Origin of the sequence: Spirillospora sp. NPDC047279, assembly GCF_040643285.1 — a bacterium.
Classification (GTDB): Bacteria; Actinomycetota; Actinomycetes; order Streptosporangiales; family Streptosporangiaceae; genus Spirillospora.
In genome coordinates this window covers 307,074-330,313 of the sequence record NZ_JBEYUA010000002.1, presented here as the reverse complement: position 1 = coordinate 330,313, position 23,240 = coordinate 307,074, and the positions used below count along the sequence as shown (strand labels likewise).

18 protein-coding genes and 1 pseudogene are annotated in these 23,240 nt (G+C 71.6%); 9 read left to right on the top strand and 10 right to left on the bottom strand.

The genetic code is table 11. From position 1 onward, the window contains the following. The first annotated feature begins 22 nt into the window (after positions 1-22). Positions 23-742 (top strand): NUDIX domain-containing protein, encoded by a 720-nt coding sequence (locus ABZ810_RS05765; RefSeq protein ID WP_358399650.1) that lies wholly within the window; start codon positions 23-25, stop codon positions 740-742. 89 nt (positions 743-831) lie between these two features. Continuing rightward, complete coding sequence (locus tag ABZ810_RS05760) at positions 832-5,106, top strand: AAA family ATPase (RefSeq protein ID WP_358399648.1); 4,275 nt, start codon at positions 832-834, stop codon at positions 5,104-5,106. A 110-nt stretch (positions 5,107-5,216) separates the two neighbouring features. Here ABZ810_RS05760 and ABZ810_RS05755 read toward each other — a convergent pair whose 3' ends face one another. The 6 genes and pseudogenes from ABZ810_RS05755 to ABZ810_RS05730 form a co-directional block, all read right to left on the bottom strand. After that, a complete protein-coding gene (locus tag ABZ810_RS05755) occupies positions 5,217-6,161 on the bottom strand; it encodes a SpoIID/LytB domain-containing protein (RefSeq protein WP_358399647.1) in 945 nt (314 codons plus the stop codon). 18 nt (positions 6,162-6,179) lie between these two features. Then, positions 6,180-7,067: a peptidase inhibitor family I36 protein gene (locus ABZ810_RS05750; protein WP_358399644.1), complete on the bottom strand. Its 888-nt coding sequence runs from the start codon at positions 7,065-7,067 to the stop codon at positions 6,180-6,182. Positions 7,068-7,355: 288 nt separating this feature from the next. After that, complete coding sequence (locus ABZ810_RS05745) at positions 7,356-7,589, bottom strand: DUF2945 domain-containing protein (RefSeq protein ID WP_358399642.1); 234 nt, start codon at positions 7,587-7,589, stop codon at positions 7,356-7,358. 15 nt (positions 7,590-7,604) lie between these two features. Beyond that, entirely contained in the window at positions 7,605-7,982 is a 378-nt protein-coding gene (locus tag ABZ810_RS05740; protein ID WP_358399640.1) for a DUF2255 family protein, read from the bottom strand. A gap of 135 nt (positions 7,983-8,117) precedes the next feature. Next, positions 8,118-8,516: a DUF779 domain-containing protein gene (locus ABZ810_RS05735; protein ID WP_358399638.1), complete on the bottom strand. Its 399-nt coding sequence runs from the start codon at positions 8,514-8,516 to the stop codon at positions 8,118-8,120. After that, positions 8,516-8,821: pseudogene (locus ABZ810_RS05730) on the bottom strand (aldehyde dehydrogenase family protein); the annotation flags it as partial. The gene ABZ810_RS05735 and the pseudogene ABZ810_RS05730, both read right to left, overlap by 1 nt. A gap of 585 nt (positions 8,822-9,406) precedes the next feature. Here ABZ810_RS05730 and ABZ810_RS05725 point away from each other — a divergent pair. Further along, positions 9,407-12,766, top strand: a complete 3,360-nt coding sequence (locus ABZ810_RS05725) for a DUF4132 domain-containing protein (RefSeq protein WP_358399636.1) — start codon at positions 9,407-9,409, stop codon at positions 12,764-12,766. Between the two features lie 96 nt (positions 12,767-12,862). On the opposite strand, the gene ABZ810_RS05720 is transcribed toward ABZ810_RS05725, so the two are convergent. Then, on the bottom strand, positions 12,863-13,066 hold the full coding sequence (locus ABZ810_RS05720; RefSeq protein WP_358399633.1) for a cold-shock protein: 204 nt from the start codon (positions 13,064-13,066) through the stop codon (positions 12,863-12,865). A 268-nt stretch (positions 13,067-13,334) separates the two neighbouring features. Here ABZ810_RS05720 and ABZ810_RS05715 point away from each other — a divergent pair, with 268 nt between their 5' ends. Together ABZ810_RS05715 and ABZ810_RS05710 are read left to right on the top strand one after the other, a co-directional pair. Continuing rightward, positions 13,335-13,562 carry a hypothetical protein gene (locus tag ABZ810_RS05715; protein ID WP_358399631.1) on the top strand — a complete coding sequence of 76 codons (228 nt, stop codon included), beginning with the start codon at positions 13,335-13,337 and terminating at the stop codon, positions 13,560-13,562. 354 nt (positions 13,563-13,916) lie between these two features. Beyond that, the gene (locus ABZ810_RS05710; RefSeq protein WP_358399628.1) at positions 13,917-14,468 is read left to right on the top strand and encodes a GAF domain-containing protein; all 552 of its coding nucleotides are present in this window, start codon (positions 13,917-13,919) and stop codon (positions 14,466-14,468) included. Positions 14,469-14,479: 11 nt separating this feature from the next. On the opposite strand, the gene ABZ810_RS05705 is transcribed toward ABZ810_RS05710, so the two are convergent. Beyond that, complete coding sequence (locus ABZ810_RS05705) at positions 14,480-14,641, bottom strand: hypothetical protein (RefSeq protein WP_358399627.1); 162 nt, start codon at positions 14,639-14,641, stop codon at positions 14,480-14,482. 114 nt (positions 14,642-14,755) lie between these two features. Between ABZ810_RS05705 and ABZ810_RS05700 the strand changes: the two genes are divergently transcribed. Continuing rightward, positions 14,756-17,215: a winged helix-turn-helix domain-containing protein gene (locus tag ABZ810_RS05700; protein WP_358399625.1), complete on the top strand. Its 2,460-nt coding sequence runs from the start codon at positions 14,756-14,758 to the stop codon at positions 17,213-17,215. Between the two features lie 6 nt (positions 17,216-17,221). Here ABZ810_RS05700 and ABZ810_RS05695 read toward each other — a convergent pair whose 3' ends face one another. Further along, positions 17,222-18,451, bottom strand: coding sequence for an NAD(P)/FAD-dependent oxidoreductase (locus ABZ810_RS05695; protein ID WP_358399623.1), 1,230 nt, complete (start codon positions 18,449-18,451; stop codon positions 17,222-17,224). A 3-nt stretch (positions 18,452-18,454) separates the two neighbouring features. After that, complete coding sequence (locus ABZ810_RS05690) at positions 18,455-19,018, bottom strand: OsmC family protein (protein WP_358399621.1); 564 nt, start codon at positions 19,016-19,018, stop codon at positions 18,455-18,457. A gap of 173 nt (positions 19,019-19,191) precedes the next feature. Between ABZ810_RS05690 and ABZ810_RS05685 the strand changes: the two genes are divergently transcribed. The 3 genes from ABZ810_RS05685 to ABZ810_RS05675 all read left to right on the top strand — a co-directional run bounded on the left by ABZ810_RS05685 (position 19,192) and on the right by ABZ810_RS05675 (position 22,599). Next, a complete protein-coding gene (locus ABZ810_RS05685) occupies positions 19,192-20,004 on the top strand; it encodes a methyltransferase domain-containing protein (protein ID WP_358399618.1) in 813 nt (270 codons plus the stop codon). Positions 20,005-20,263: 259 nt separating this feature from the next. Then, complete coding sequence (locus ABZ810_RS05680; protein ID WP_358399616.1) at positions 20,264-21,916, top strand: hypothetical protein; 1,653 nt, start codon at positions 20,264-20,266, stop codon at positions 21,914-21,916. Then, entirely contained in the window at positions 21,913-22,599 is a 687-nt protein-coding gene (locus ABZ810_RS05675) for a pentapeptide repeat-containing protein (RefSeq protein ID WP_358399614.1), read from the top strand. The genes ABZ810_RS05680 and ABZ810_RS05675 overlap by 4 nt, the downstream gene beginning before the upstream one ends. The last annotated feature ends 641 nt before the right edge of the window (positions 22,600-23,240 follow it).

Genomic DNA, 23,240 nt, shown 5'->3' with positions numbered 1-23,240 from the left:
ACATTAAGCTAGGCTGGCGCTCGTGAGCACTGCGAGGCCGCCCCACGCCACGCCCCGTGTCGCGGTCGATCTGGTGATCATGACCGTGCGCGAGTCGTGCCTGCAGCTCCTGCTGATCGAGCGGGGCAAGGAGCCGTACCTGGGCCGCCCGGCGCTGCCCGGCGGATTCCTTCGGGGACGCGAGAAGCTGGACGACGCCGCATACCGGGAGCTGCACGAGGAGACCAATCTCAACGGCTCCCGGCTGCATCTGGAGCAGCTCCAGGCCTACAGCCACCCCGACCGCGACCCGCGAGGCCATGTCATCTCCGTCGCGTACCTGGCCATCGCGCCGTGCCTGCCGGAGCCGGTCGCCGGGTCGGACGCCCGCCAGGCGCGCTGGACGCCGCTCGACGAGGTGACGTCCGCGCCGGGCACGCTGGCGTTCGACCACGCCCAGATCGTCGAGGACGCGGTCGAGCGGGCCCGCGGCAAGCTCGAGTACACGACGCTGGCCACCGCGTTCTGCGCGGAGGAGTTCACCATCGGCGAGCTGCGGCAGGTCTACGAGGTCGTCTGGGGCATGCCCGTCGACGAGCGCAACTTCAGCCGCAAGATCAGGAGGACCGAGGGCTTCGTGGTGCCCACGGGCGCCAAGAGGCGGCCGGAGACGGGCCGCCCCGCGACCCTCTACAGCGGCGGCCCGGCGACGACGTTGTACCCGCCGATGTTGCGGACCGGAATCGGCCACGAGCTCCCCTGAGGCCCGGCCGGGCGGGAACGATCCAGGCCTGTACGGTGGTCCGGCCATTTCGGTGATCAGGGTCGGGATCAGGGATCAGGGGTCGGGCTATGGCAGGGTCACCGGACGTCGGCGCCGACATCGTGGTCCTCACCGCGATCGACCTCGAACACCGGGCGTTCGCCGAGCACATGACCCGTACCCGCGAGCACCGGGACGCCGACGGGACCCGCTACGACATCGGCGTGCTGCGCGGCACGGACTGCTCGGTGGCGCTGGCCCTGATCGGGATGGGCAACCTGGGCGCGGCCACCCTCGCCGGCCGCGCGATCGAGGAGTTCCACCCCAAGGCGCTGCTCTGCGTCGGCATCGCGGGAGGCCTGAGCAACGAGGTCGTCCTGGGCGACGTCGTGGTGGCGAGCCAGATCCACGCGTACCACGGCGGCCGGGAGGACGGCGGCGGATTCCACCCTCGTCCGCGCAGCTGGCCGCTGCCGCACGGCCTGGAGCAGCTCGCCCGCGAGGTGGCCCGGGAGGGCTCCTGGATCGACATCGAGGACGACACCGACGAACGCCCGCCGCCCAAGGTGCACCTCAAGCCCGTGGTGTCCGGCGAGGTGGTGCTCGACTCCCGTACCTCGCCGATCGCCGAGCTGCTGTCCACGCACTACGCCGACGCCGTGGCCATCGACATGGAGAGCGCCGGCGTCGCCGAGGCCGCGCACCGCAAGGACTTCCACCGCGCGGTGACCGTCCGCGCGGTCAGCGACATGGCCAGCGGCCACAAACGCCAGACCGACGCCGCCGGCTTCCAGGTCATCGCGGCCTCCCGGGCCGCGGCCTTCGCGGCCGCCCTCGCCGCCCGCATCGGCCGGGGGCACTCGCCCGCGGCGCCGATGGGCCGCCTGCCCTGCCCCTACCGGGGGCTGGCGGAGTTCCGCGAACGGGACGCCGAGGTCTTCTTCGGCCGGGACGAGATGGCCGACGAGCTCACCGGGCTCCTCGAACACCGGCGGTTCGTCATCGTCGCCGGGCGGTCGGGCACCGGGAAGTCCTCGTTCCTGAACGCCGGGCTGGTGCCCCGCCTCCGCGGCCGCGAGTGGGGCGTGGCGGCGTTCCGCCCGCTGCCCGACGTGCCCGCCGCGACCACCGTGGCGGGCGGCCTCCTCCCGTTGCTGGAGCCGGGCCTCGACCCGGTGGAGACCCTCGAACGCCGCGCGGCGCTGGCCGAGGCGATCACCGAGGGGCGGCTGGCGGAGATCGCGGCGGACGTGCTCGCCCGGACCTCGGCGGCGCGGCTCGTCCTGTGCGTGGACCAGTTCGACGAGTTCCTCGCCAGGAACGCCGACGCCGCACGCGAGCTGGCGAGCCTGCTGAACGGCCTGGCCGAGGGCCCGCTCCCCGTCCACGTGGTCGTGACGCTGCGCACCGAGACGCTGGACCTGGCCCTCAACCAGCTCGGCTTCGGCGAGCCCGCCGGCCATTCGGTCATCCTGCTCCCGGCGCTGCGGGCCGAACAGCTGCGCGCCGCGATCGAGGGCCCGGTGGTGCCCACCGGGGTGGTCTTCGAGCACGGGCTCGCCGAACGTGTCCTCGCCTCCACCGAAGCCGCGCCCGCCGCCCTTCCGCTGATGCAGTTCGCGCTGACGCTGCTGTGGGAGGAACACGACGGCTGGATGCTGACGCACGCCGCGTACGACGGGTTCGGCGGGGTCGAGGGCGCGCTGGCGCGCTACGCCGAACGTGTCTGGAGCCACGAGTTCGACGACGCCGAGCGTGCCCACGCGCGCCGGCTGCTCATGCAGATGGTGCGGCCCGGCGACCAGGAGGAGGCGATCCGGCGCACCGCCCGCACGGTCGACCTCGAACCCGGCGTCCTGCCGGTCGCGCGACGGCTCGCCGCGACCCGGCTGGTGGTCACCGGCGCCGACGCCGACGGGCGCCCGACCTACGACCTCGCGCACGCCGCCCTGGCCACGCACTGGGAACGGCTGCGCGGCTGGCTGGACGAGGAGGGCGACTTCCGCACCTGGCAGGAGGACCTGCGCCAGAGCATGGAACGGGCCGAACCCCTGCGCGGCCCCCGCCTCGCCGACGCGCTCCGGTGGACGCGCGACCACCCGAGCGACATCACCGGTGCCGAACGCGAGTTCGTCGCCGTGAGCCGCCGCCGGGCCCGGCGCCGCGCCACCGCAGTGCGGGCCGTCCTCGCCACCGTCGTGAGCCTGCTCCTCCTGGCCAGCACGTTCGCCGTGCTCCTGCGGCAGCGCACCGGCGACCTCAGCGACCAGCTCCGCGACAACGCCGCGCACCTCCTGGTCGGCGAGGCGCGCGAGGGAGCCCGCACCGACGCCGACACGGTCGCGCTGCTGTCGGTGGCGGCGTACCGGACCAGCCGCCACCCGAAGGTCCTGGCCAACCTCGCCGAGCAGTACATGCTCTACCGCGACGTCGACCGTCTGATCAACCCCGGCACCGGCCCGATCGGCGTGATGGCGATCAGCGCCGACGGCGGCACCGTCGCCGTGGGCGGCTCCACCAGGACGGCGATCGGTCGGCTGGACGGCCGGTCGCCGCCGTTCCGGTACATCGACCGCGTCCTGCGCGCCGTCGCCCTCAGCCCGGACGGGCGTTACCTCGTCGGCCTGGACGGCCCCACCTCGCGCCTGATCCTCTGGCGGCCCGACGGCAGCACGATGGAGCTCGGACGGGACATCGTCCGGACGGGCATCGGCCCGCTCCGGTTCGACGCGGCGGGCACGAGGCTGCTCGTCCAGCGGTCCGGCGACAGCTCACGCGTGTGGGACCTCGAACGCGGCGTCGCCACCCCCTTCCCGCCGGGCCCGGCCCGTTCACAGTCCAACCAGGTGTGGTTCGGGCCGGACGACCGCACCCTGGTCGTCGCCACGGAGCGCGAGCTGGCCCGGGTCGACATCGCCTCGGGCAGGTCGACCCGGGTGACCCCCATGGACCGGCGCGGCCGCGCGGTCGTCTCGGGCGACGGGCGTACGGCGGTCACCTGCACGGGCGACACGGTCGTCCGCTGGGACCTGACGACCCTGCGCGAACGCGACCGGCAGACCGCACCGACCGACTGCTGGTTCATGTCCGTCGACCGGACCGGCCGGATCCTTCTCTCGGACGTCTCTGGAGTCAAACCGAACACCCGGCCCGTGCTGCTGAACCTGGACACGCGCGAGCCCGCCGCACCCGCCCTCCCCGGGGCGACGAAGGGTGGGGACGGAACGCTGCTGGCCACCGGGCAGAGCACCCGGCTGATCGCCGGCACCGGCCTGACCATGGCCGTGACGGACGTCGGCGCGTCCCGTTTCGCGCAGATCAACAGGCCGCGGGAGCTGAACGTCGCGACGATCTACAGCCGGGACCGGCGCCTGATCGCCACCACCTGGTCGCCCTCCGTCTGGTCGGCGCCGTCCGGCCTGCGGCTGTGGGACGCCGGAAGCCGTCGCGAGATCGCCCGGGTCGCCAACCCCGACGAGGAGGAACCGCTCCTGTTCGCTCAGGACGGCCGTCGGCTCCTCACCCGAAGCGACAAGACCCTCCGCCTCTACGTGCGGGAAGTGCCGTCCCTGCGCCTGCTGTCCCAGACACCGCTGACGCCGACTCCGGGCGTCCGTCCCTCGATCGAGACGCCCTACGACTTCTGCGTCACCGGGACCACCGCCGCCGGCACGGTCGCGGCGATGTACGGCGGCCTCGTCAACCGCCTCGACCTCCGCACCGGCACCCTGGCCGGAGCCCCGATCCGCCCCTACCGCGACCAGACCCACCTGACCCGCCTGGCGGGCACCGACGTGTGCGCGGCGCGGCCGGGGCACGACCAGCTGGCGTTCAACGTCGGTCGCGGCGTGGAGCTCTGGGATCTCGGCCGCGGACGCCAGGTGGTGAGCCTTCCGGTCAACGCCAGCAGCCGGATGACCGGCCTGCGGTTCAGCCCGGACGGGCGGCTGCTGGCGGTCCTGTCCGCCGACGGATCGTTGCAGGTCTGGGACACCGAAGAGCGGCGCCGGATCGGAAGCCCGCTGAACGTCCTGGAGCCGGCCGACGCGACCAATGCCCGGATCGTGGACTTTCCCGACGGCGACCGGATCATCGTCAACGGGGGAGACCAGGTCCGGGTCTGGGATCTGACCCATCGTGCCCCGGCCGCGGAGATCGCCCTCGACTCCTACATGTCCGATCCGGTCCTCTCCCCGGACGGCGGCACCCTCCTGGCCTGGCTCAAGCACGGTCCGGTCCGCATCCCCCTGAACCCGGACCGCTGGGCGGAACACCTCTGCCGCATCGTCGGCCGCGACCTCACCCCCGCCGAACGCCGGACCCTCCCTCCAGGCAGCACCCCCACCGCCTGCCCGTCCCGCTAGCCCGCACGGCCCGGCCCGCCCGGCGTGGGCCCGCACGCCCTGGACCGCGAAAGCCCAGGGCCCCGGCGTGGGTCGCACGGCGGGGCCCTGGGGTCGGACGCTCTCCGGGGTCAGGAGAGGACGATTCCGCGGTAGTAGGCCTTGAGGATCCTGGAGTGGCTCCAGCCCGCGTTGGCCTTGTCACGGGAGCCGTACTGCGACATCCAGTCGCCGGTGACCCAGGCGCCGCACGCCGTCGTCGTCGCGCAGTACTGGGCCGGCATGATCTTGCCGCCGCGGGTCATCCGCTTGCCCCACGTCGCGTCCACCGCGGCGTTGGTCGACGCCTTCGCCGAGCCGGGCTTGTAGACCTGGCTGTTGGTGTTGTCGTAGACGTCGAAGCACTGGCCGCCCGCCGTCCTGCGGGTCGAGTTCAGCGCCCAGTACCAGCCGTAGCTCTTGACGGCCATCGCGCCGGCCCGCAGCGACTCCCGGTGCCAGCTCGTCACCCACTCGTTGGGCAGGACGTTCTTGACGTAGGTCTTGAACGACACCCGGTCCACGCGGCCGAGGGACACCCGGTAGACGAGGATCGTCGTGGGCAGCTTGCTGTGCGTGCCGTCGGTCTTGCAGCCGGTCGGCGGCGCGGTGCTCCAGAGCCGGTGCGAGGCGTTCTGGTTCTTCAGACCGGCGGTCAGGTTGCCCTTGACGCCCGCCTTGAAGTCCTGCGACCTGCCGCCGTAGTTGCTGTTGAAGTAGACCCGGACGGTCTTGCTCGTGCGGTTCCAGACCGACGCGGCGGAGTTCTTGACGCACTTGGCCTTGCCGGCGCCCTTGCCCTTGAACTCGTAGCACCCGGGCTGCTTGGCGCCGTAGTCGGCGACCGAGCCGGTGAAGTCCGAGACCGACCCCTTGTTGCCGCTGTTGAAGAAGAGGCAGAACTCGCCGCTCTCGCACTTGCCGTTGCGGGCCGCCGCCGAGGCGGGCGCCGCGGTCGCGACGGCCACCCCGCCGAACGCCAGCGCGGCGGTCGCCGCGGCGAGGCCCGAGATCAGCCGTGAAAATCGTGTCGACACAGGTGTCCTTCTCATCTGTTAGCGGACGTGGTAGCCCTGGGCGTTCCAGAACGACGTCGGGTCGGGGTTGTCCAGGTGCGGGTCGTTGACGCTCTTGGCCGCGTGCGTCTGCCGCCCGAGGCGCATCTCGACGTGGGTGTGCGCGGAGGCGCTCGTCGACACCCCACGCCACGACTCGTCGGCGATGACCTGGCCGCGGGAGACCTGCCGGCCCACGCGCAGGGAGGAGCGCGGCGCGGAGTGCAGGTAGATCACCGTCTTGTTCAGCGAGGCGTTGTAGACGGAGATCGTGGAGAGCCCCGCCCGGCCGGTGGCTCCGCGAGCGAGGTAGATGATCTGGCCGCTCACCAGGGCGCGGACGTCCGAGCCGACGCCGCGGGCGATGTCGATGCCCTCGTGCCGGCCGGGGGTGCTGGTGTAACCGTCGAAGCCGCAGGTGATCCGGCCGCCGGTGGCCGTGTACAGCCCGCGCGACATGTTCGTGCGCGACGACGGCGAGAACTGGTGCGAGGCGTTCTGGTTCTTCAGACCGGCGTTGAGGTTGCCCTTGGTGCCCGCCTTGAAGTCCTGGTACGCGCCGCCGTAGTTGCTGTTGAAGTAGACCCGGACGGTCTTGCCGCTGCGGTTCCAGACCGACGCGGCGTTGTTCTTGACGCACTTGTCCTTGCCTGCGCCCGCGCCCTTGAACTCGTAGCAGGAGGGCTGCTTGGCGCCGAGGTCGGCGACCGATCCGGTGAAGTCCGAGACCGATCCCTTGGTGCCGCTGTTGTAGTAGTAACAGAACTCGCCGCTCTCGCACGTGCCGTTGCGCGCGGCCGCGGAGGCGGGGGAGGTGGTGGCGAGAACGGTCCCGCCGAGCGCGGCGGCGGCGGTCGTCGCGGTGAATATCCGGGTGAGCGTATTCACGGTGTCTCCGTTTCCCGTTCGGAAGAATGCACAGGGCCCGAGCGGGGAACGAAGGGCCCTGAACGGAGGAGCGCGGCCGGCCGGCTGCTGCGCGGCAACGGTGGCACGCGGGCCCGTTCAGAGCCAAGAGATCTTCGTCCAGGAGGCGTACAGCGCTCCCTGGACAATTAGGAACCGCAGGTCAGAGATTCACGCCCGGACATCCGACCGGACGCCCTGGCGACCTGCCCTACGTGAGGGGGCGTGGCAACTGCGCGAGATGGCGGTTCACGCGACCGGCCACCTTGTTCATTTCGAGTTCTTCTTCTTGCGCAGCGCGGACGGCTTGTGCACCGCCTTCTTTCCGCTCTTCCGGCTGCGGACCACGTATTGCGGGTCCTCAGGTGAGGCGTCGACCGTACGGCCCGCTTCGCGGCGCCGGTCGGTGACCTTCTTCTCCACCTCGCCCTCGGCGGTGGAGCCGTGGCTGCGCCAGGTGACCTCGTCGCCGGTCGACAGCTTCTTCTCGTTCTTCTTCGCCATGGGGCCGGTGGCCGATCAGCGTGGGACGAGTTTGAGGGTCGCGCCACGGGCCTGGTCGTTGGTGACATGGCCGACGATGTTCTCGGAGTAGTCGCGGTACTTGGTGCGGTAGGCGGTGTCCAGGGCCTCGTCGAGGGTGGAGTCGCCCTCCGCGTCCACGAAGGAGACGTCCTTGTCCACCTTGCCGGAGCGGATGTGCCCCTGGTGGCGGCTGCGGGTGCCCTTGTACCAGCCGTCGCGGCCCTTGACGGCGCGGACGTAGAGGTCGTCGTCGTGGCGGACGACCCACATGGTGACGGGGCGGCGGAGGCTGCCGTCGGCCCGTTCCGACTGGAGGTCGAGCTCGTCGTTCTGGTCGATCTCGCCGAGCTCCGTGGCGGTCCAGGTGGTCATCGTGTCGTCTCCTGCCGTTGAGCCTTCCCCGGTGGAACTACCCGAGATCAGGCAAATGACCGGCAGAGGCCGGGAAAGACCCGACAAACGCCGGGGCCGGGCCTGGGCCGGCGGGCGCAGGCCCGGCTCCGCGGTCTAGCCGGGGTGGACGGCGTCGCCGGTGGGCAGGGGCGGCTCGGACGCGACCCGTTCGGCCTCCTCGTCGGTGAAGAGGCGGGAGCGGATCAGGAAGCGGACGCCCTCCGGGGCCTCCAGGGAGAAGCCGCTGCCCCGGCCCGGGACCACGTCGACCGTCAGATGGGTGTGCTTCCAGTACTCGAACTGCGCCACGCTCATCCAGAACGGGGTGCCGTCGGGGAGCTCGCCGAGCAGGACGTCGGACGAGCCGACCATGAACTCACCGCGCGGATAGCACATCGGGGAGCTGCCGTCGCAGCAGCCGCCCGACTGGTGGAACATCACCGGCCCGTGCCGGACGACCAGGCTCGCGAGGAGGTCGGCGGCCGCCTCGGTGAGCCCGACGCGTTCCACCATCAGAAGAACCCGAGGCGCTTGGCGGAGTAGCTGACCAGGAGGTTCTTGGTCTGCTGGTAGTGGTCGAGCATCGCCCGGTGGTTCTCGCGGCCGATCCCCGACTGCTTGTAGCCGCCGAACGCGGCGTGCGCGGGGTAGGCGTGGTAGCAGTTGGTCCACACGCGGCCGGCCTTGATCGCGCGGCCCATCCGGTAGGCGGTGTTTCCGTCGCGGGACCAGACTCCGGCGCCCAGGCCGTACAACGTCTCGTTGGCGATCTTGAGAGCCTCGTCGGGCGAGTCGAACGTGGTCACGCCGACGGGCCCGGCCAGCGCCGACGTGTGCCAGCGGTCCGCCACGTCGGGGGAGGCGGGCGCGCTGTCGCGGTGCGGGTCGACCACGATCCGCGACCTGTCCCACGACGCGGCGATCTCGGCGCGCAGGTCCGGGTCGCGCGGCCGCGCGGGGGAGCCGCCCCCGTCCACCAGGCGGCCCCATTCCCGGACGAGCCGGGTCCGCCGGTCACGCAGGCCGTGCGGCGCCATCGGCATCCTCCCGCCCCCCGATCAGACGCAGGCTCACCCCTCCGGCCAGGCGGTACGGCTGGGACACCACCAGCGCGCGGGCGTGGTCGGGCAGGCTGGTCCCGGGGCGGACGGCTCCCTGCACGCGCACGACCTCACCTCCCGTGAACGGGCGATGACCGCAGCATAAGCCGGTGCGTGTGACCATGGCCACATCGGCGCCACGGTGCCGGCCCGAGCCGTTCCGGCAGGCCGCATGCGCCGGCTCGGCGTGCCCGCCCTCCTCGTCGAACGCGACGAACGCCCCGGCGACTCGTGGCGCAAGCGCTACACCTCGCTCAGCCGATTTCGGCGGGTTGTCGGTGATCTGTTCTACGGTAGGGGCTCGTGATCATTTCCACGGACCCCGACGAGAACACCCTGGTCATGCCGGACGCCTGGCGCCGCGCCCGGCACCCGCGCCGCGACCGCCCCGACGTCCCGCCGGCGGCGGTGCCCGACGAGGCCGCCGCCGAGCGGGTCCGGTCCCTCGTCGACGCCGTCCGTGACGACATCGAGCACGTCCTCGCGCTCCCGGGCACCGCGCCCGAGATCGCCGACGCCGCCCGCGCCCACCTGCGCGGCGAGCCGAACGCGCTCGGCGCGGCGGCGACCCTGCACGTCGCCGCCATGCTGAACGCACCGCCGGAGTCGTCGGACCCCCCGCCCGACCTCCTGGCCACCGAAGCCCTGGTCGCCGGCCACGGGATCGCGTTCGCCGTCCACACGTTCGCGGAGTGGGCCGGGATCGTGACCGAGATCCCGGAACGCCTGAACAGGTCGAGCGATCCGCCGTCGCCCGGCAGGCTCGCGCGGGAGTGCGACGGCGACGAGCTCAGGTCGATGCCCCTCCGCCACCGCCGTCCCGACGAGGTGTACGCCGGCTGGTGGTACAGCCGGGAGAACGCCCGGTCGCTGCGCACCCACCTCGCCGCCGCGCCCGACGGCGTCTACGCCGAGGCCGTCGAACGCCTCGAGGGCACCCGCCGCCACGTCCTGCAGAAGGTGATCGCCGCGTACCTGGCGCCGACCCGGGACGACTGGGTCGAGGACCTGTGGGCACGGCCGGACGAGCTCCCGCGGGACCGTGCCTGGGCGATCTGGATGACGTTCTGCGCGCTCGGCCGTCCGCACCAGCCCGCGGAGCTCGGCCTGCCGCTCGGCTTCACCGCCGCCGACCTGGACGTGATCGCCTCCCTGATCGACGGCGTCGGCCCTGGCCCCGCCGCGCCGCTGCTGGCCAGATCCCTTGAGCGGTACTCCGGCGAAACCGCCAGGACGATCATGGACTACCTCGCCGTGATTCCGGCGGACGAGGCGTTCCAGGCCCTCCTCGACCGGATCGGCGATTCCGACGCGGGTCCCGCCGTGCTGGCCGCCGCCCGCCGTTTCCCGGCCCGTGCGATGCGGCTGCTGCCCGCGTCGCGGGCGCCCAAGGCCGCCGATCTGCTCGCCGCGCACGTCCGCGCCAAGCCGGCCGTCGCCGCGGGGCTCGCGCCGCACCACCCGAAGATCCAGGCGGTTCTCGACGCCGACAGGCGCTTCCCGCGGACGACGGACGTGCCGCCCCTGCTGGCCGAGCCTCCGTGGACCCGGCCCCGCAAGGCGATCAAGCCCGTGGTCATCAAGGACCTGCCCACGCCCGGCGCCCGTGCGGTCACCTGGACGATGGGCGAACGTGACGCCTGGGCCGCGCGGCTGCCGGCCAACATGCGGCGGTGGGACGCGGACTTCGCCGTCCTGGCCGCCGAGGCCGCGACCGGAAAGGTCCCCTTCCACTCGGAGATGCTGGCATTGGTCCTCAAGGGCCCCGACGACCTGGTCCGCCCGGTCCTGAAGGGCTGGGACCCCGGAACCCGCCTCCTCTGGGACGCCCACCAATGGCTGGGTCCCCTCGTCGCGCGCCGCGAGCTGGACGCCCATGACCCCGTCCTGGCCCTCGCCCGCCGCCAGCCGGCCACCCTCGGGCCGTACCTGCTGCCGCTGCTCACCGACGAGATCGCGCGGACGATGGCCGAGTGGCTCGTCCGGCTCAAGGCCGGAGCCAGGACCGCCCGCGCCTGGTTCCGCAGGCACGGCACCGCCGCCGCGCCCTCCCTCGTCCCGGACGCGCTCGGCAAGGCCGGCCCCGCCCGCCGTGCCGCCGAACACGCCCTCCGCCTCATCGCCGACCAGCACGATCCCGCGCCGATCGTCGACGCCGCCCGCGTCCATGGTGACAAGGCCGCCGCCGCGATCGAGACGCTGCTCACCACGGACCGTCTGGACGTCCTGCCCAAGAAGATCCCGGTCGTCGACTGGGCCGAGCCGCGCGTTCTCCCTCCGCTCCTCCTGCGCGACCGCGCGGAGGTCCTCCCCGACGCCGCCGCCGGGCACGTTCTGACGATGCTGGCGATGCCCGACTACGCGGGTGCGCAGGCCGTCCGGGACCTCTGCGACCCGGCTTCCCTCGCCGGGTTCGGCTGGGCGTTGTTCCGCTGGTGGGAGCTCAACGGCGCGCCGTCCACGGAGAGCTGGGCGTTCACCGGGCTCGCGCTGACCGGCGACGACGAGACGGTCCGGCGCCTCACGCCGGTGATCCGGGCCTGGCCGGGCGACGGCGGGCACGCCAAGGCGGTGACCGGCCTGGACGTCCTCGCCACCATCGGCACCGAGACGGCCCTCATGCACCTGCACTCCATCGCGCGGCGCGTGAAGTTCAAGGCCCTCAGGACACGCGCCCAGGAGAAGATCGGGGAGGTCGCGGCCGAGCTCGAACTGACCGCCGACCAGCTCGCCGACCGGCTCGTCCCGGACTTCGGCCTGGACGCCTCCGGCACCCTCACCCTCGACTACGGCCCGCGCCGCTTCACCATCGGTTTCGACGAGCAGCTCAGGCCGACGATCACCGACGAGGACGGCCGGGTCCGCGCGTCCCTCCCGAAGCCCGGCGCCAAGGACGACCCCGAACGCGCACCCGCCGCCCACGCCCGGTTCGCCGCGCTCAAGAAGGACGTGCGCACGGCCGCCGCCGACCAGATCCGCCGCCTCGAACAGGCCATGATCACCGGCCGCCGGTGGCCCCTCGCCGAGTTCCGCGATCTGCTCGCGGGCCACCCGCTGCTAGGCCACCTGGTCCGCCGCCTGGTCTGGCTCGACGAGACGGCCACGGCCTTCCGGGTCGCCGAGGACGGAACGTGGGCGAACGCCGACGACGACACGCTCGTCCTCGCCGGGACGGCACGGGTCCGCGTCGCCCACCCCGTCCACCTGGACGAGCTGAAGCGCTGGTCGGAGCTGTTCGCCGACTACGAGATCATCCAGCCGTTCGACCAGCTCGCCCGTCCCGTCCACGCCCTCACCGAGGACGAGCGCGAGGCCAGCCGTCTGCCCCGGTTCGAGGGCCTGACGGTCCCTGTGGGCGACCTGCTGGGCCTGGTCCGGCGCGGCTGGGAACGCGGGACCCCGATGGACGTGGGCCTGGAGCAGTGGATCTCCCGCCAGGTCGCTCCCGACCAGCACCTGGTCATCGGCCTCGACCCCGGCATCCCCGTCGGAGACCCCGCGATGCTGGGCGACGGCCAGCTCCTCACCGACGTCCGGCTCACGGAGCTCCCCGGCAGCTACCGGCCGGACCGGCCCACGTCCTCCCGCCTGGGAGACCTGGACCCGGTCATCGTCTCCGAAATCCTCACCGACCTCACCCACCTAGCCGCCGAGGCCGAGTGACGGGGCAGGGCGAAGACGAGACGGGGCGAAGACGACGAAGGGCCAGTGTGGTCGCGGCACAAGCCGCGTCCACACTGGCCCCGCACGCCGTGAGGGTCAGGAGGGAACGATGTTCTCCGCCTGCAGGCCCTTCTGGCCCTGGGTGATGTCGAACGACACCTTCTGGCCCTCCTGGAGCTCGCGGAAGCCCTGGGCAGCGATGTTGGAGTAGTGGGCGAAGACGTCGGGGCCTCCGCCGTCCTGCTCGATGAAGCCGAAGCCCTTTTCCGCGTTGAACCACTTGACAGTGCCGGTGGCCATGGTCATCTCCTTGGGTCGGTCCCGGCCGCGCACCGCGCGCGACCGACGACGCCGCGATGGCCCATCCGGAAAATCCAGAACAACAAAAATGCGCCTGAGGTCAGACCCAGCAGGCGCACGTACATGTCTATGGGAACCGCAACTGTAAGACGGTAGCACAGGATCCGGGGTGCCGGCCGGATCCGGCGACGGCCCGCGCGGCGGCGATGATTTTCACACCGAGGCCACCCCCGCCCAAAAAACCCTTGGCAGGGCGCATACTGGTCTTGTGAAATCTCAAAGACCCGCCGGGCGCCGCCACCTTCCCACCAGCCCGTTCAAGGCTCCGCCCGAGCCGCCACCTGTCAGGGAGTTCGCGGTCGACGACCAGGTCACTCACGACACCTACGGGCTCGGGCGGGTGCTGGAGGTCGAGCCCGGACGCGCCGTCCTGGTCGACTTCGGCACCCGAAAAGTCCGGATCCTCGTCCCTTACCCCAAACTTTTCAAGCTCTGAAATGCGCGGCTGAGCACCCGAGATAACGGGCAAAATTCATGATCTAAAACGCCAGGGCGTAGACTCGGCGTCGGCAAGGGGCCCGTGACGCGGCAGTCAAGCCGGTGTCTCCCCTCGTCCTGATACTTGGGCTCTCCAGCGCCCGGACAGGTTCGGCGCACATGACGCCGCTCTTCCGCCCCACCCGGGCCTCCGCGCGAGCAGCGGCCTCCGGACGGCCTGTTCCGGCAGCCGCCGCGCGACCCCTGGAGAGCTCGGATCGGAGATTCACCATGCAGGACATCCCGCAGCAGGTGGCGAGACCGATCACCGGGCTGGAACGCGCCGTCACCATTGATCCCGCGGCCTGATCGCGTGGAGCGCATCCCCGCGGCGGAACGCGAGCTCCCGCCGATCACCTGGGCTCCCGGCGGCATTCCCCAGACGGGGAGGGACCTCGGGCGGTACGCCGCGTCGTCGGATCTGATGTCGGCGGTCCTGCACGGTGCCGCCCTGCCCGACCTCCTCACCCGCGTGGCGACGCACGCGCGGACGATGGCCGGCGCGTCGCTGGCCTTCATCGCGCTGCCCGACCGGGAGGGCAACGAGCTCTGGGTCGCCGTCGCGGTCGGGGCGGGCAGCGAGGCGGTCCGCGACCTGACGGTCCGCCGCGGCCGTTCGATGATCGGCCGGGCCTTCAGCACCCGCCGCACCCTGTCCGCGAGGGTGGCCGGCGACGCGGCCCTGGGGGGTCTCCCCGCCGGCCCGATCCTCCTGGTCCCTCTGGAGACGGGCGAGACCGTCCGTGGCGTGCTGGCCGTCGCGGACCGCGGCGAGCAGCCGTTCACCCACCCGGTCGCCCGGGAGCTGATCCGGTTCGCCGACCTCGCGGCGAGGCTGGTCGAACTGGCCGAAGCCCACCGCTGAGCGGGGACGCCCTACCGGCCCACCATCGCGGTGATCCAGATGGGCGCGAACGGGGACGTACAGCCCGGGGAGGTCGGATAGTCCTTGAGCACCTCGAGCCGTCCGCCGATGTCGATCGCGCGGGCACGGTGCTCGGCGTGGTCGATCCCGATCTGGGCCAGGCAGCGGTTCATCGCCCACCGCAGGCGCTCCGGGGCGTCCTTCGCCCGAAACGCCCCACCATCATCGGCACACGCCCTGTTCGCCGTTCAGATCCGTGTAAGACCGGATGTGGGATAGTTGGCGGCGTGAGGTTTTCTTTCGAGGGGTTCCTCCTCGATGAGACCACATTCGAGCTCCTGCGCGACGGACGCCCCGTGCCGATGGAGCCCCAGGTCTTCGACGTGCTCGTTCATCTGGTCCGGCACCGGGACCGGGTGGTGCCGAAGGAGGAGCTCCTCGACCAGGTCTGGGGCGACCGCTTCGTGAGCGAGTCGGCGCTGACCAGCCGGATCAAACACGTGCGCCGGGCACTCGGGGACGACGGCCGCGGCCAGCGATTCGTCCGGACCGTGCACGGCCGGGGCTACCGCTTCACCGCCGAGGTCGTTCCCGCCGAGGCCCCCGCGGACGATGGAGATCGTCCGCACCTGGAGGGCGGACCCGCGCCGGCGCCGGTGCGGCACAACCTGCCGGCCGAGCGGACGCCGCTGTTCGGCCGCGCGGACCGGATCGCCGAGCTGACCGCGCTCGTGGCGCGCCGGCGCCTGGTCTCGCTGCTGGGGATCGGCGGGTCGGGCAAGACGAGGCTGGCCTGTGCCACCGGCCACTCGGCGCTCGGCCGCTTCCCCGACGGCGTGTGGTTCGTCGATCTCGTGCCCGCCCGCGACGAGCACACGGTCGAGACGACCATCGCCCGTGCCGCGGGACTGGCCCTGGGCGCCGGGGATCCCCGGCGCCGGCTCGCCCGGCTCGTGACCGACCGCGCCGCGCTGTTCGTCCTCGACAACTGCGAGCACGTCCGCGACGAGGTGGCGGCCACGGTCGATCATCTGCTGGAGCACACCGTCCGCCCGCACTTCCTGGTGACCAGCAGGGAACCCCTCAACGTGCTGGACGAACGCCACGTCCACATCGAGCCGCTGGACGCGGGCGCGGTGTCGGCGCCCGCGATCGAGTTGTTCCGCTCCGCCGCCGAACGGTTCGGGGCCGAGCTGCACGACCGTGATCTGCCGGTCGCCCAGCGGATCTGCCGCGACCTCGACGGCCTGCCCCTGGCCATCGAGCTCGCCGCGGCCCAGCTGCGCGTCCTGCGCCCCGCCGAGGTCGCCGAACGCCTCGACCAGCGTTTCGAGCTGCTCCAGACGCGCCGCCCACCCGGACGCGACCGCCACGCCAGCCTCACCTCGGTCCTCGAGGAGACCTGGGCCATGCTCGACGGGGGAGAGCGTGAGCTGCTCGGACGGCTGGCGGCGTTCCCCGGGCCGTTCGACCTCGCCGACGTCGAACAGCTGTGTCCCGAACTCCCCGCGGGCGCGGCCGTGCGGACGTTGACGCGGCTGATCGATCGGTCGCTGGTCGTGGCCGCCTCGGCCGACGGCGGACGGCCCCGCCTCCTGGAGACGGTCAGGCTGTTCGCCCGGCGCGAGACCGACGCGCATCGGAATTCGGCCCGGCACGCCCTCTGGTGCCTCGACCGGGTCAGCCGCTCCCTGCACGTTCACCTCTTCGACTTCGAGACCGCCGAATGGTGCGCCCGGCACTACGACGACGTCCGGGCCGGGATCCGTCAGCTGCTCGACGACGACCGGCGCGAGGAGGCGGCCCTGCTGCTGTGCGGCACCGGCCTGGTGATGCACTGCGACTCCGGCACCCGCGCCGCCGACCTCCTGCCGGTCATCGACGAACTGCTCGAACGTGTCGACGACCCGGCGCTCACCGCCCGGCTCCACGTCACCGGCGTCTTCGCGGGCATGGCCACCCGCGCCCCCGAGCTGATCGCGGCCCACGGCGCCGCCGCGGCGCGCGCCGCGAGATCGTCCGGGGATCCGAGCCTGCTGGCCGTGGCCCTCGTCCATCACTCGTGGTCGGTGGTGTTCACCGACCCCGGCCGGGCCGTGCGGATGACCGAGGAGGCCGCCGCGCTGGCCGCGCGAGCCGAGGACATCCTCGTCCAGAACCTGTCCAACTCCTACCGAGCCTTCCACCTGGCCTGGATGCGGCGCTTCGACGAGGCGATCGAGCAGGCCGAGGCGGTCATCGGCGACACGCCGCGGCAGGGAGGCCCGCGGCAGGAGGTCTTCGTCGCGATCACCGGCCTGGTCGCGTGCCAGGTGGTCCACCGGCCGGCGCTCTGCGCGCCGTGGCTCGACATGTTGCTGTCGGTGCCGTCCCGGGACGAGCCGATGTGGGCCAACCAGGTGCTCGGCGCCGCGGTCCTGGCCTCCTGCGGAGACCGCGCCGGCGCGGCGGCGCTGGCCGACGCCGTGCACATCCGGCTGTCCCGGGCGGGCCAGGACAGCCTGCCCGACCTCCTGGTGCCCGCGGCCGTCCTCGCCCACCGGGTCGGCGACGACGAACGGGCGGCCCGGTGGGTCAGGGCCATCCGGGACTCTCCCCGTTCGACGCAGAGCTTCCAGGTCACCTGCGCCTACCGGCGCATCCGCGAGGTCGTCGGCGTCAGCGCGGAGGACCCGCTGGCGACCGGGACGCTGGAGGAGATCGGCGCGGAGGCCCGCGCGTGGATGCGCTCGGCCGCGACCGGCTGAGCCGGTTCACGCGGCCCGCCTCCGAGACAGGCGGCGGACGAGGTGAGCGCACAGCTCATGCGCGTCGGGCCCGGCGCCGTCGATGAAACTGGACTTGCGCCTCCGCAGGAACGGCAGGCCGAGCACGTACATCCCCGGCGCCTCGACCACACCCCCGTCATGACGAAGACGTCCGCGGCGATCGAACACCGACCCGTCCAGCCGCGGGTAGCGCGGCCGGTAACCGGTCGCCCACACCACGGTCGAGAACCGCGACAGCTCGATCTCCGTCGGCGCGGTCGCGACCCTCGTCGGCTCCGGCCGATCCGTGGCTCCGACCCGTCCCGCGAGATCGTGCGCCGCGACGTGCTCGTCGATCCGGTCGAGCAGCCGGTGCAGCTTGAGGTCGGCACTCGCCACGACGTTGGCCAGCGAGCCCGAGAACTGCGCCCTCCCACTCGACACGCCCACCAGGCGGCCCACGACCTGGACGCCCCCGGCCGCCAGGGCGTTCAGGTCGAGGGTCCGGCGTTCACGCGTTCCCACCAGCTGGAGCGACGGCAGCCGACGCGCCCGGGAGAGGTCGTCGACCTGGTCGTAACGTTCGTCGAGCCGGCCTATGGCGTCCATCCACCAGTGGATGTCACGGCCCCGGTAGGTCCGAGGAAGGCGGATGTGCTCACCGGCCGCGAGCGTGACCGCACGGCCCGCACGCCGCAGCTCGTCGGCGATCTGAACGCCCGACGCGGACGCGCCGACCACCAGCACCCCGCCCGCGTCCAGCTGATCCGGACTGCGGTACTCCAGCGCCGTGACCTGCCGGACCGCCGGCAGCGCGGCGCTGATACCAGGAACGTGCGGGGCGCCGGCCGCACCGGTGGCCAGCACGACCGTCCGGCACCGCCAGGGTCCCTGGTCGGTCTCGACCAGGGACCCGCCCGGCGTGGGCACCACCGCCGTCACCGTCGTGTGAGCGCGCACGGGCGCCGCGAACGATCGCCCGTAGCCCTCCAGGAACCCCGCGGCCTCGGCCGCGGACATGTAACCGTCCGGATCGTCCCCCACATATCGATGACCCGGCAGCCGGCTCATCCAGTTGGGAGTCAGCAGCCGGAGCGACTCCCAGCGCTCGGTGCGCCAGGCGTGCGCGACGGTCCCGCGTTCGAGGACGACATGCTCCACCGACCGGTCGGTCAGGCACCGGCTCATCGCCAGACCGGCCTGACCCGCGCCGATGATGACGACCGGGGTCTCCACCGGTCAGGCGACCTCGACCGTCACCACGGTCGGGTTGGTGACGATGTCGAACACGGCCGAGCGCTTCTGGGACTGCGCGACGATGGCCTCGACGTCGGCCCGCGGCGCGTCGGCGTCGATCTCGTAGACCACGCGGACGCCACTGAACCCGTTGCGCACGTCGGCGTCGATCCCGAGGATGCCCTGCAGGTCCATGTCGCCGCTCACCGACGCCGCCACCGAGCGCAACCGCACACCCCTCCGAGCGGCGACCGTCGCGACGCCCGCGGTGAGGCAACCGGCGAGGGCCACCAGGAGCGTCTCCACCGGCGTGGCCCCGTTGTCCTGCGAGGCGAACACCTCCGGGTGGTCGCCGTCGAAGACGAACGGGACCCGGTGCGCGTGCTCCGTGCCCAGCCCGGAGAACCCGTGCACCGTCGTACGGCTGTGGGTCCCGTTCACCCACTGGCACCGCGCCCGCCACTGGAACCGCGCGGCCTCAGGCGCGGCGCCGAGCGCCTGACGCGCGTCCAGCAGCGCCTGCACGTTGACCCCGTTGCCGACGTCCTGCGTTCCGATCGTGTCCATCGATCCGTCCCCTTCGCATCGTCACGTCCCAGCCCTCGCGGGGACGTCACGACCTTCCGCCACAACACCGCCCCGAACTTGGAGACCGGATGACGACCGAGTGGAGACCTCCTCCCAGAAATCTCCACCCCACCTCCAAAACCTCGGCTGCGGCCCAACGCACCCTTCTGCCCATGACAACCGCCACAACCGACACCTGGCGCGCCGCCGGAGACGCGTGGGGACACCGCGCCGCCGACTGGTCGTGCCTGTTCGAGCACTATTCACACGAGCTGCTCACCGCGATGTTCCCGAAGGTCCGCGTGGGGCCCGGCATACACCTGCTCGACATCGCCTGCGGCGCGGGCATGGCCGCCCGTCACGCACGAGCCGCCGGCGCGACCGTCTCGGGAATCGACGCCTCCGAAGCCCTGATCGAGGTCGCCCGCACCCGCAACCCCGGCGCCGACCTGAGAGTGGGCTCCATGTTCGAGCTCCCCTGGAACGACCAGACCTTCGACGCCGCGATCTCGATCAACGGCATCTGGGGCGGCTGCGAGCAGGCCCTGACCGAAGCCCTGCGGGTGTTGCGCCCCGGTGGCCTGCTGGGCATCAGCTTCTGGGGCACCGGCCCGCCCCTGGACCTCCGCCCTTGCTTCAAGGTCTTCGCCCGCCACGCCCCCACCGACCACTACACGTCGATGAAACGCCTCAACGACATAGCCTCCCCCGACGTCGCCGAAGAGATGCTCGTCAACGCCGGCTTCGAAGTCCTGGAACAGGGCCGATGCGTCTCCACCATCGAGTGGCCCGACCCCGACACCGCCTGGCGAGCCCTGGCGAGCACCGGCCCCGCCGTCCCCGCCCTACGCCACGGCGACCCCGCCGAAATCAAACAAGAAGTCCTGACCGCCATCGCCCCCTGCCGCGACGAAAACGGCATCTACCGCTTCCGCAACGACCACCGCTACGCCCTGGCCAAAGCCCCAACCCAACCCACCACCTGACCCCTGACCCCCGCGTGACCAAACGAAGCGAGAGAGCCTCCTGGCTTGACAACGCTGTCTGAATGGTCGAACGGGTCTGGTTAGGGTGGATATGGGGGCGTAGCCTGTGCGCTGATGTCACACCCGTCCCAAGCCTCAGCCCCCCACGGCTTCGGCTCCCCCCGGCCTCACCCCCGGGTTCGATCACGTTCGTTCCCATGGTGAAGGCGGAGCGCGGTGAACACCTTTCTCGCTCCTGCTGCTGACCGGATGGTGGCTGGTGGGGCGGGCTGAGCAGGCGGCAGAACGCCTGCCGCAGGTCAAACGGCTGGCCGAGCAGCATGGGAACGCGTTGCGGCAGCCGTTCGGGCTACTGCTGGAGGGGGCGCTGGTCGGCCCGGCCGGCGACCGGCTCCTGGATGACCTGGCGCAGCGGCATCGCGAGGTCCGGACAAGGTTCTACGAAGCGTTCGACGCGGTGGAACGGCTCGCCGCGCAGGCCGATAACGGACCGCCCCGTATCGGCGAGCCGTACATTCCGGGACCGCCGCGTGGTGGCCGCCGTGCGTCCGCGGACGTGCGCAGTGGCTCGCCGGACGGGCTGCACCGGCTCGGTGGGGAACTGGGGCGCGCGGGGCGGGAGTGGGAAGCCGCCGGGGGCGCATTGACGCGGATCTTGGGCGGCCTGGGACTGAACACCGGCCCGGGCCATGATGTCCGGCGCGCCGGGGGCTGGGTGGCAGGCCGGCGGCGGGACGTGCAGCGGCGGCGTGATGAGCTGCTCAAGGCCGATCAGCAGGCGGCGGTGCAGGCCGCGGTGCAGTCGGCCATGGGTGTGGTCCGGGGTCTGGTCGGCGAGCCCGGACAGGACCGGAACGTGCTGAGGGCCGCGCTGAAGAAGACGTGGCACGACTACACCCACCGGTACCTGGCGGGGGTGTGGAGCGGCAGCAAGGATCTCGGGCTGTACACGCTGGCCGGCAACCCGGTGAGCGCGCCTGTCTATATGGTCCAGGACTGGGACGGCTGGGTGCGGCGGGGTCCGGTCGGCCAGGCCAAGGGCCTTGCCCAGGGAGTGCAGCACCCGGTCGAGTTCGGCAAGGCGATGGTCAACTGGGACCTGTGGAAGAAGGACCCGCTCCGCGCCTACGGAACCATGGTCCCCTCCCTCATCGTCGGCGCCGTCACGATGGGCACCGGCTCGAGCAGCGGTGTCGGCAGCCGCCTCGCCGCCGCCCTCGGTAAGACCACGCCCAAGGCCCCGACTGCCGTCACCGCCCCTTCTGTCCGTGCCCTTGACGACGCCGCAGGCCAGGCGGGCCGAACCGACCCGCTCGGTGAGCAGATCGACGGGAACGGGCCCACCGCGCCGGGGCAGGTCGAGCGGGGAGTGGATGCACCTGGCCCGAACGTCCCTGGGCCGAAGAACGGCGGCGACCAGAGTCCCGGGAAATCCAGCACTCCGAAGGCCGGCACTCCCGAGTACGAGAAGCGCCTGCGTGAGCTCGCCGAAGATCCTGCGCATCAAGGTCGGCCGATCAAACCTGCGGCCAGGCGCGAGGCGGAGGTCGGCCTCGAACTCGAGCGGAGAGGGACCCTGGACGGCCCGCTCAAACGAGCGGAACTCGACAATTCCGACCCGGCGTTCCAGAAGGACATGGGCGAGTTCGTCGACAGGAACGGACAGCACTGGGACGTCAAGGCGCCCAAGGACCTTTTCCCCAGTGGCAAGAAGGCGGGCGAGCCGATGCCGGAGGGTCTGAAGGGTCGATATGATCGGGCCAGGTTCGAGAATCAGATAATCAAAGAACTGGCAGAGGGCCAGAACGTGATCATCGACACTAAAGATCTGTCATCGGCTGCCCTTGCGGACGTGCGGAGCCTGGTGGCAAGCCATCCGGAGTGGTCAGGCAAGGTACTCTTCTACCCATGAGCGGACACGGCATTTCCCGCGAAGACGTACGCGCTTGGCCGAATGATTCCGAGGCCGCGGCGGAACTGGCCGACTATCTCGAGGACCTGAACGCCTCCGTCGGCGAGGTCGCGAAAGTGCTCTCCGGCGAGATGATGGATTTTCGTGGAGCGGATCTCAGCCACCTGATGCTCGACGAAGCGTTCCTGTTCAACGCTGACCTGTCCGACGTCCGGCTGGTCGGTGCATCCCTGGGCCGGGCGAACCTCGGTGGTGCCATCCTGCGCAGGTCCGACCTCACCTCCGCCGATCTGACCAAAGCCGAACTGGTTGAATGCGATGCGCAACACGCAACGTTCACCGGCGCGACTCTCTTTTCGGTGGACTTCAGCGATGCCGATCTGCGCTCCGTGGACCTGCGCGACGCGATCGTCAACTCGACATCGTTCTTTCAAACCCGACTCGACGGCGCCGATCTCCGGAATGCTTCGCTTCGCTTTTGCCATTTCGGCCATCAAGAAGCCGCGGCGACGATAATGACCGGGGCGAGCATCGCCAATTGTGCGTTCGACGAAGCAGGGGGTTTCGTTGTCGGCCCGGTGGATATCGGCGACGATGAAACCGATCTCCTCGAAGGGGCCGCCTTGGCGTCCTGGTTCCATGCGCATGGCGCCCCCGCGATCAAGGTCGTTGCGGGACGCTGACGCCACGCCGGACGGCGCCCCTGCTGGTCCGGCAAAGCAGGGCTGGACATCACCGGCCGTGGATGAACTCGCCCACGTGACACGGCCTCTGAGTCACACGTCCGCACTGCGCCAGCGGCCGCTCGGATCGGGCGGGAATCGATGGCGCCGGGGGAGAGAGCGGGCGGGCTCGTGCCGGGCCCGACGCGGTGGAGCAGGCGTGCGCGGGCCGAGAGGCGGTCGCTCCGGTCGTCGCCATCTGGACTCGCCGGCCTGCCCGTCCAGCGGCCTGGTCGGGCAGATCTGTCGGGGACGGTGTGCCGGTGACCGGAAAGCACCGCCTGCCCACGCCACCAGTCCCGAACCTGCATGACAAGCCGGTTGGGTTCCACATGGTGGGCGGAGCCGTTCACAGGTGGACGGCATGCCTGCTCCTGGCGTGAGACTCATCCAGATCCGGTTCCCCGTATCGTGCAGTACTGCGTGCCGTGGGGGCAGGGTGTTGGTCGTCGGCCGGAAACGCGAACCCGGCCGGGAGGGCGGGTGACGGTGGGCGGCGGTCTCGCCTGATGCTGTGGGGCCCCAATGACATGTTCCCCGGTGGATCAAGCTCTTTCTGTTATAGATTGCGTTGTGTACGGAATCGGTGGCGGAAAGTGAAT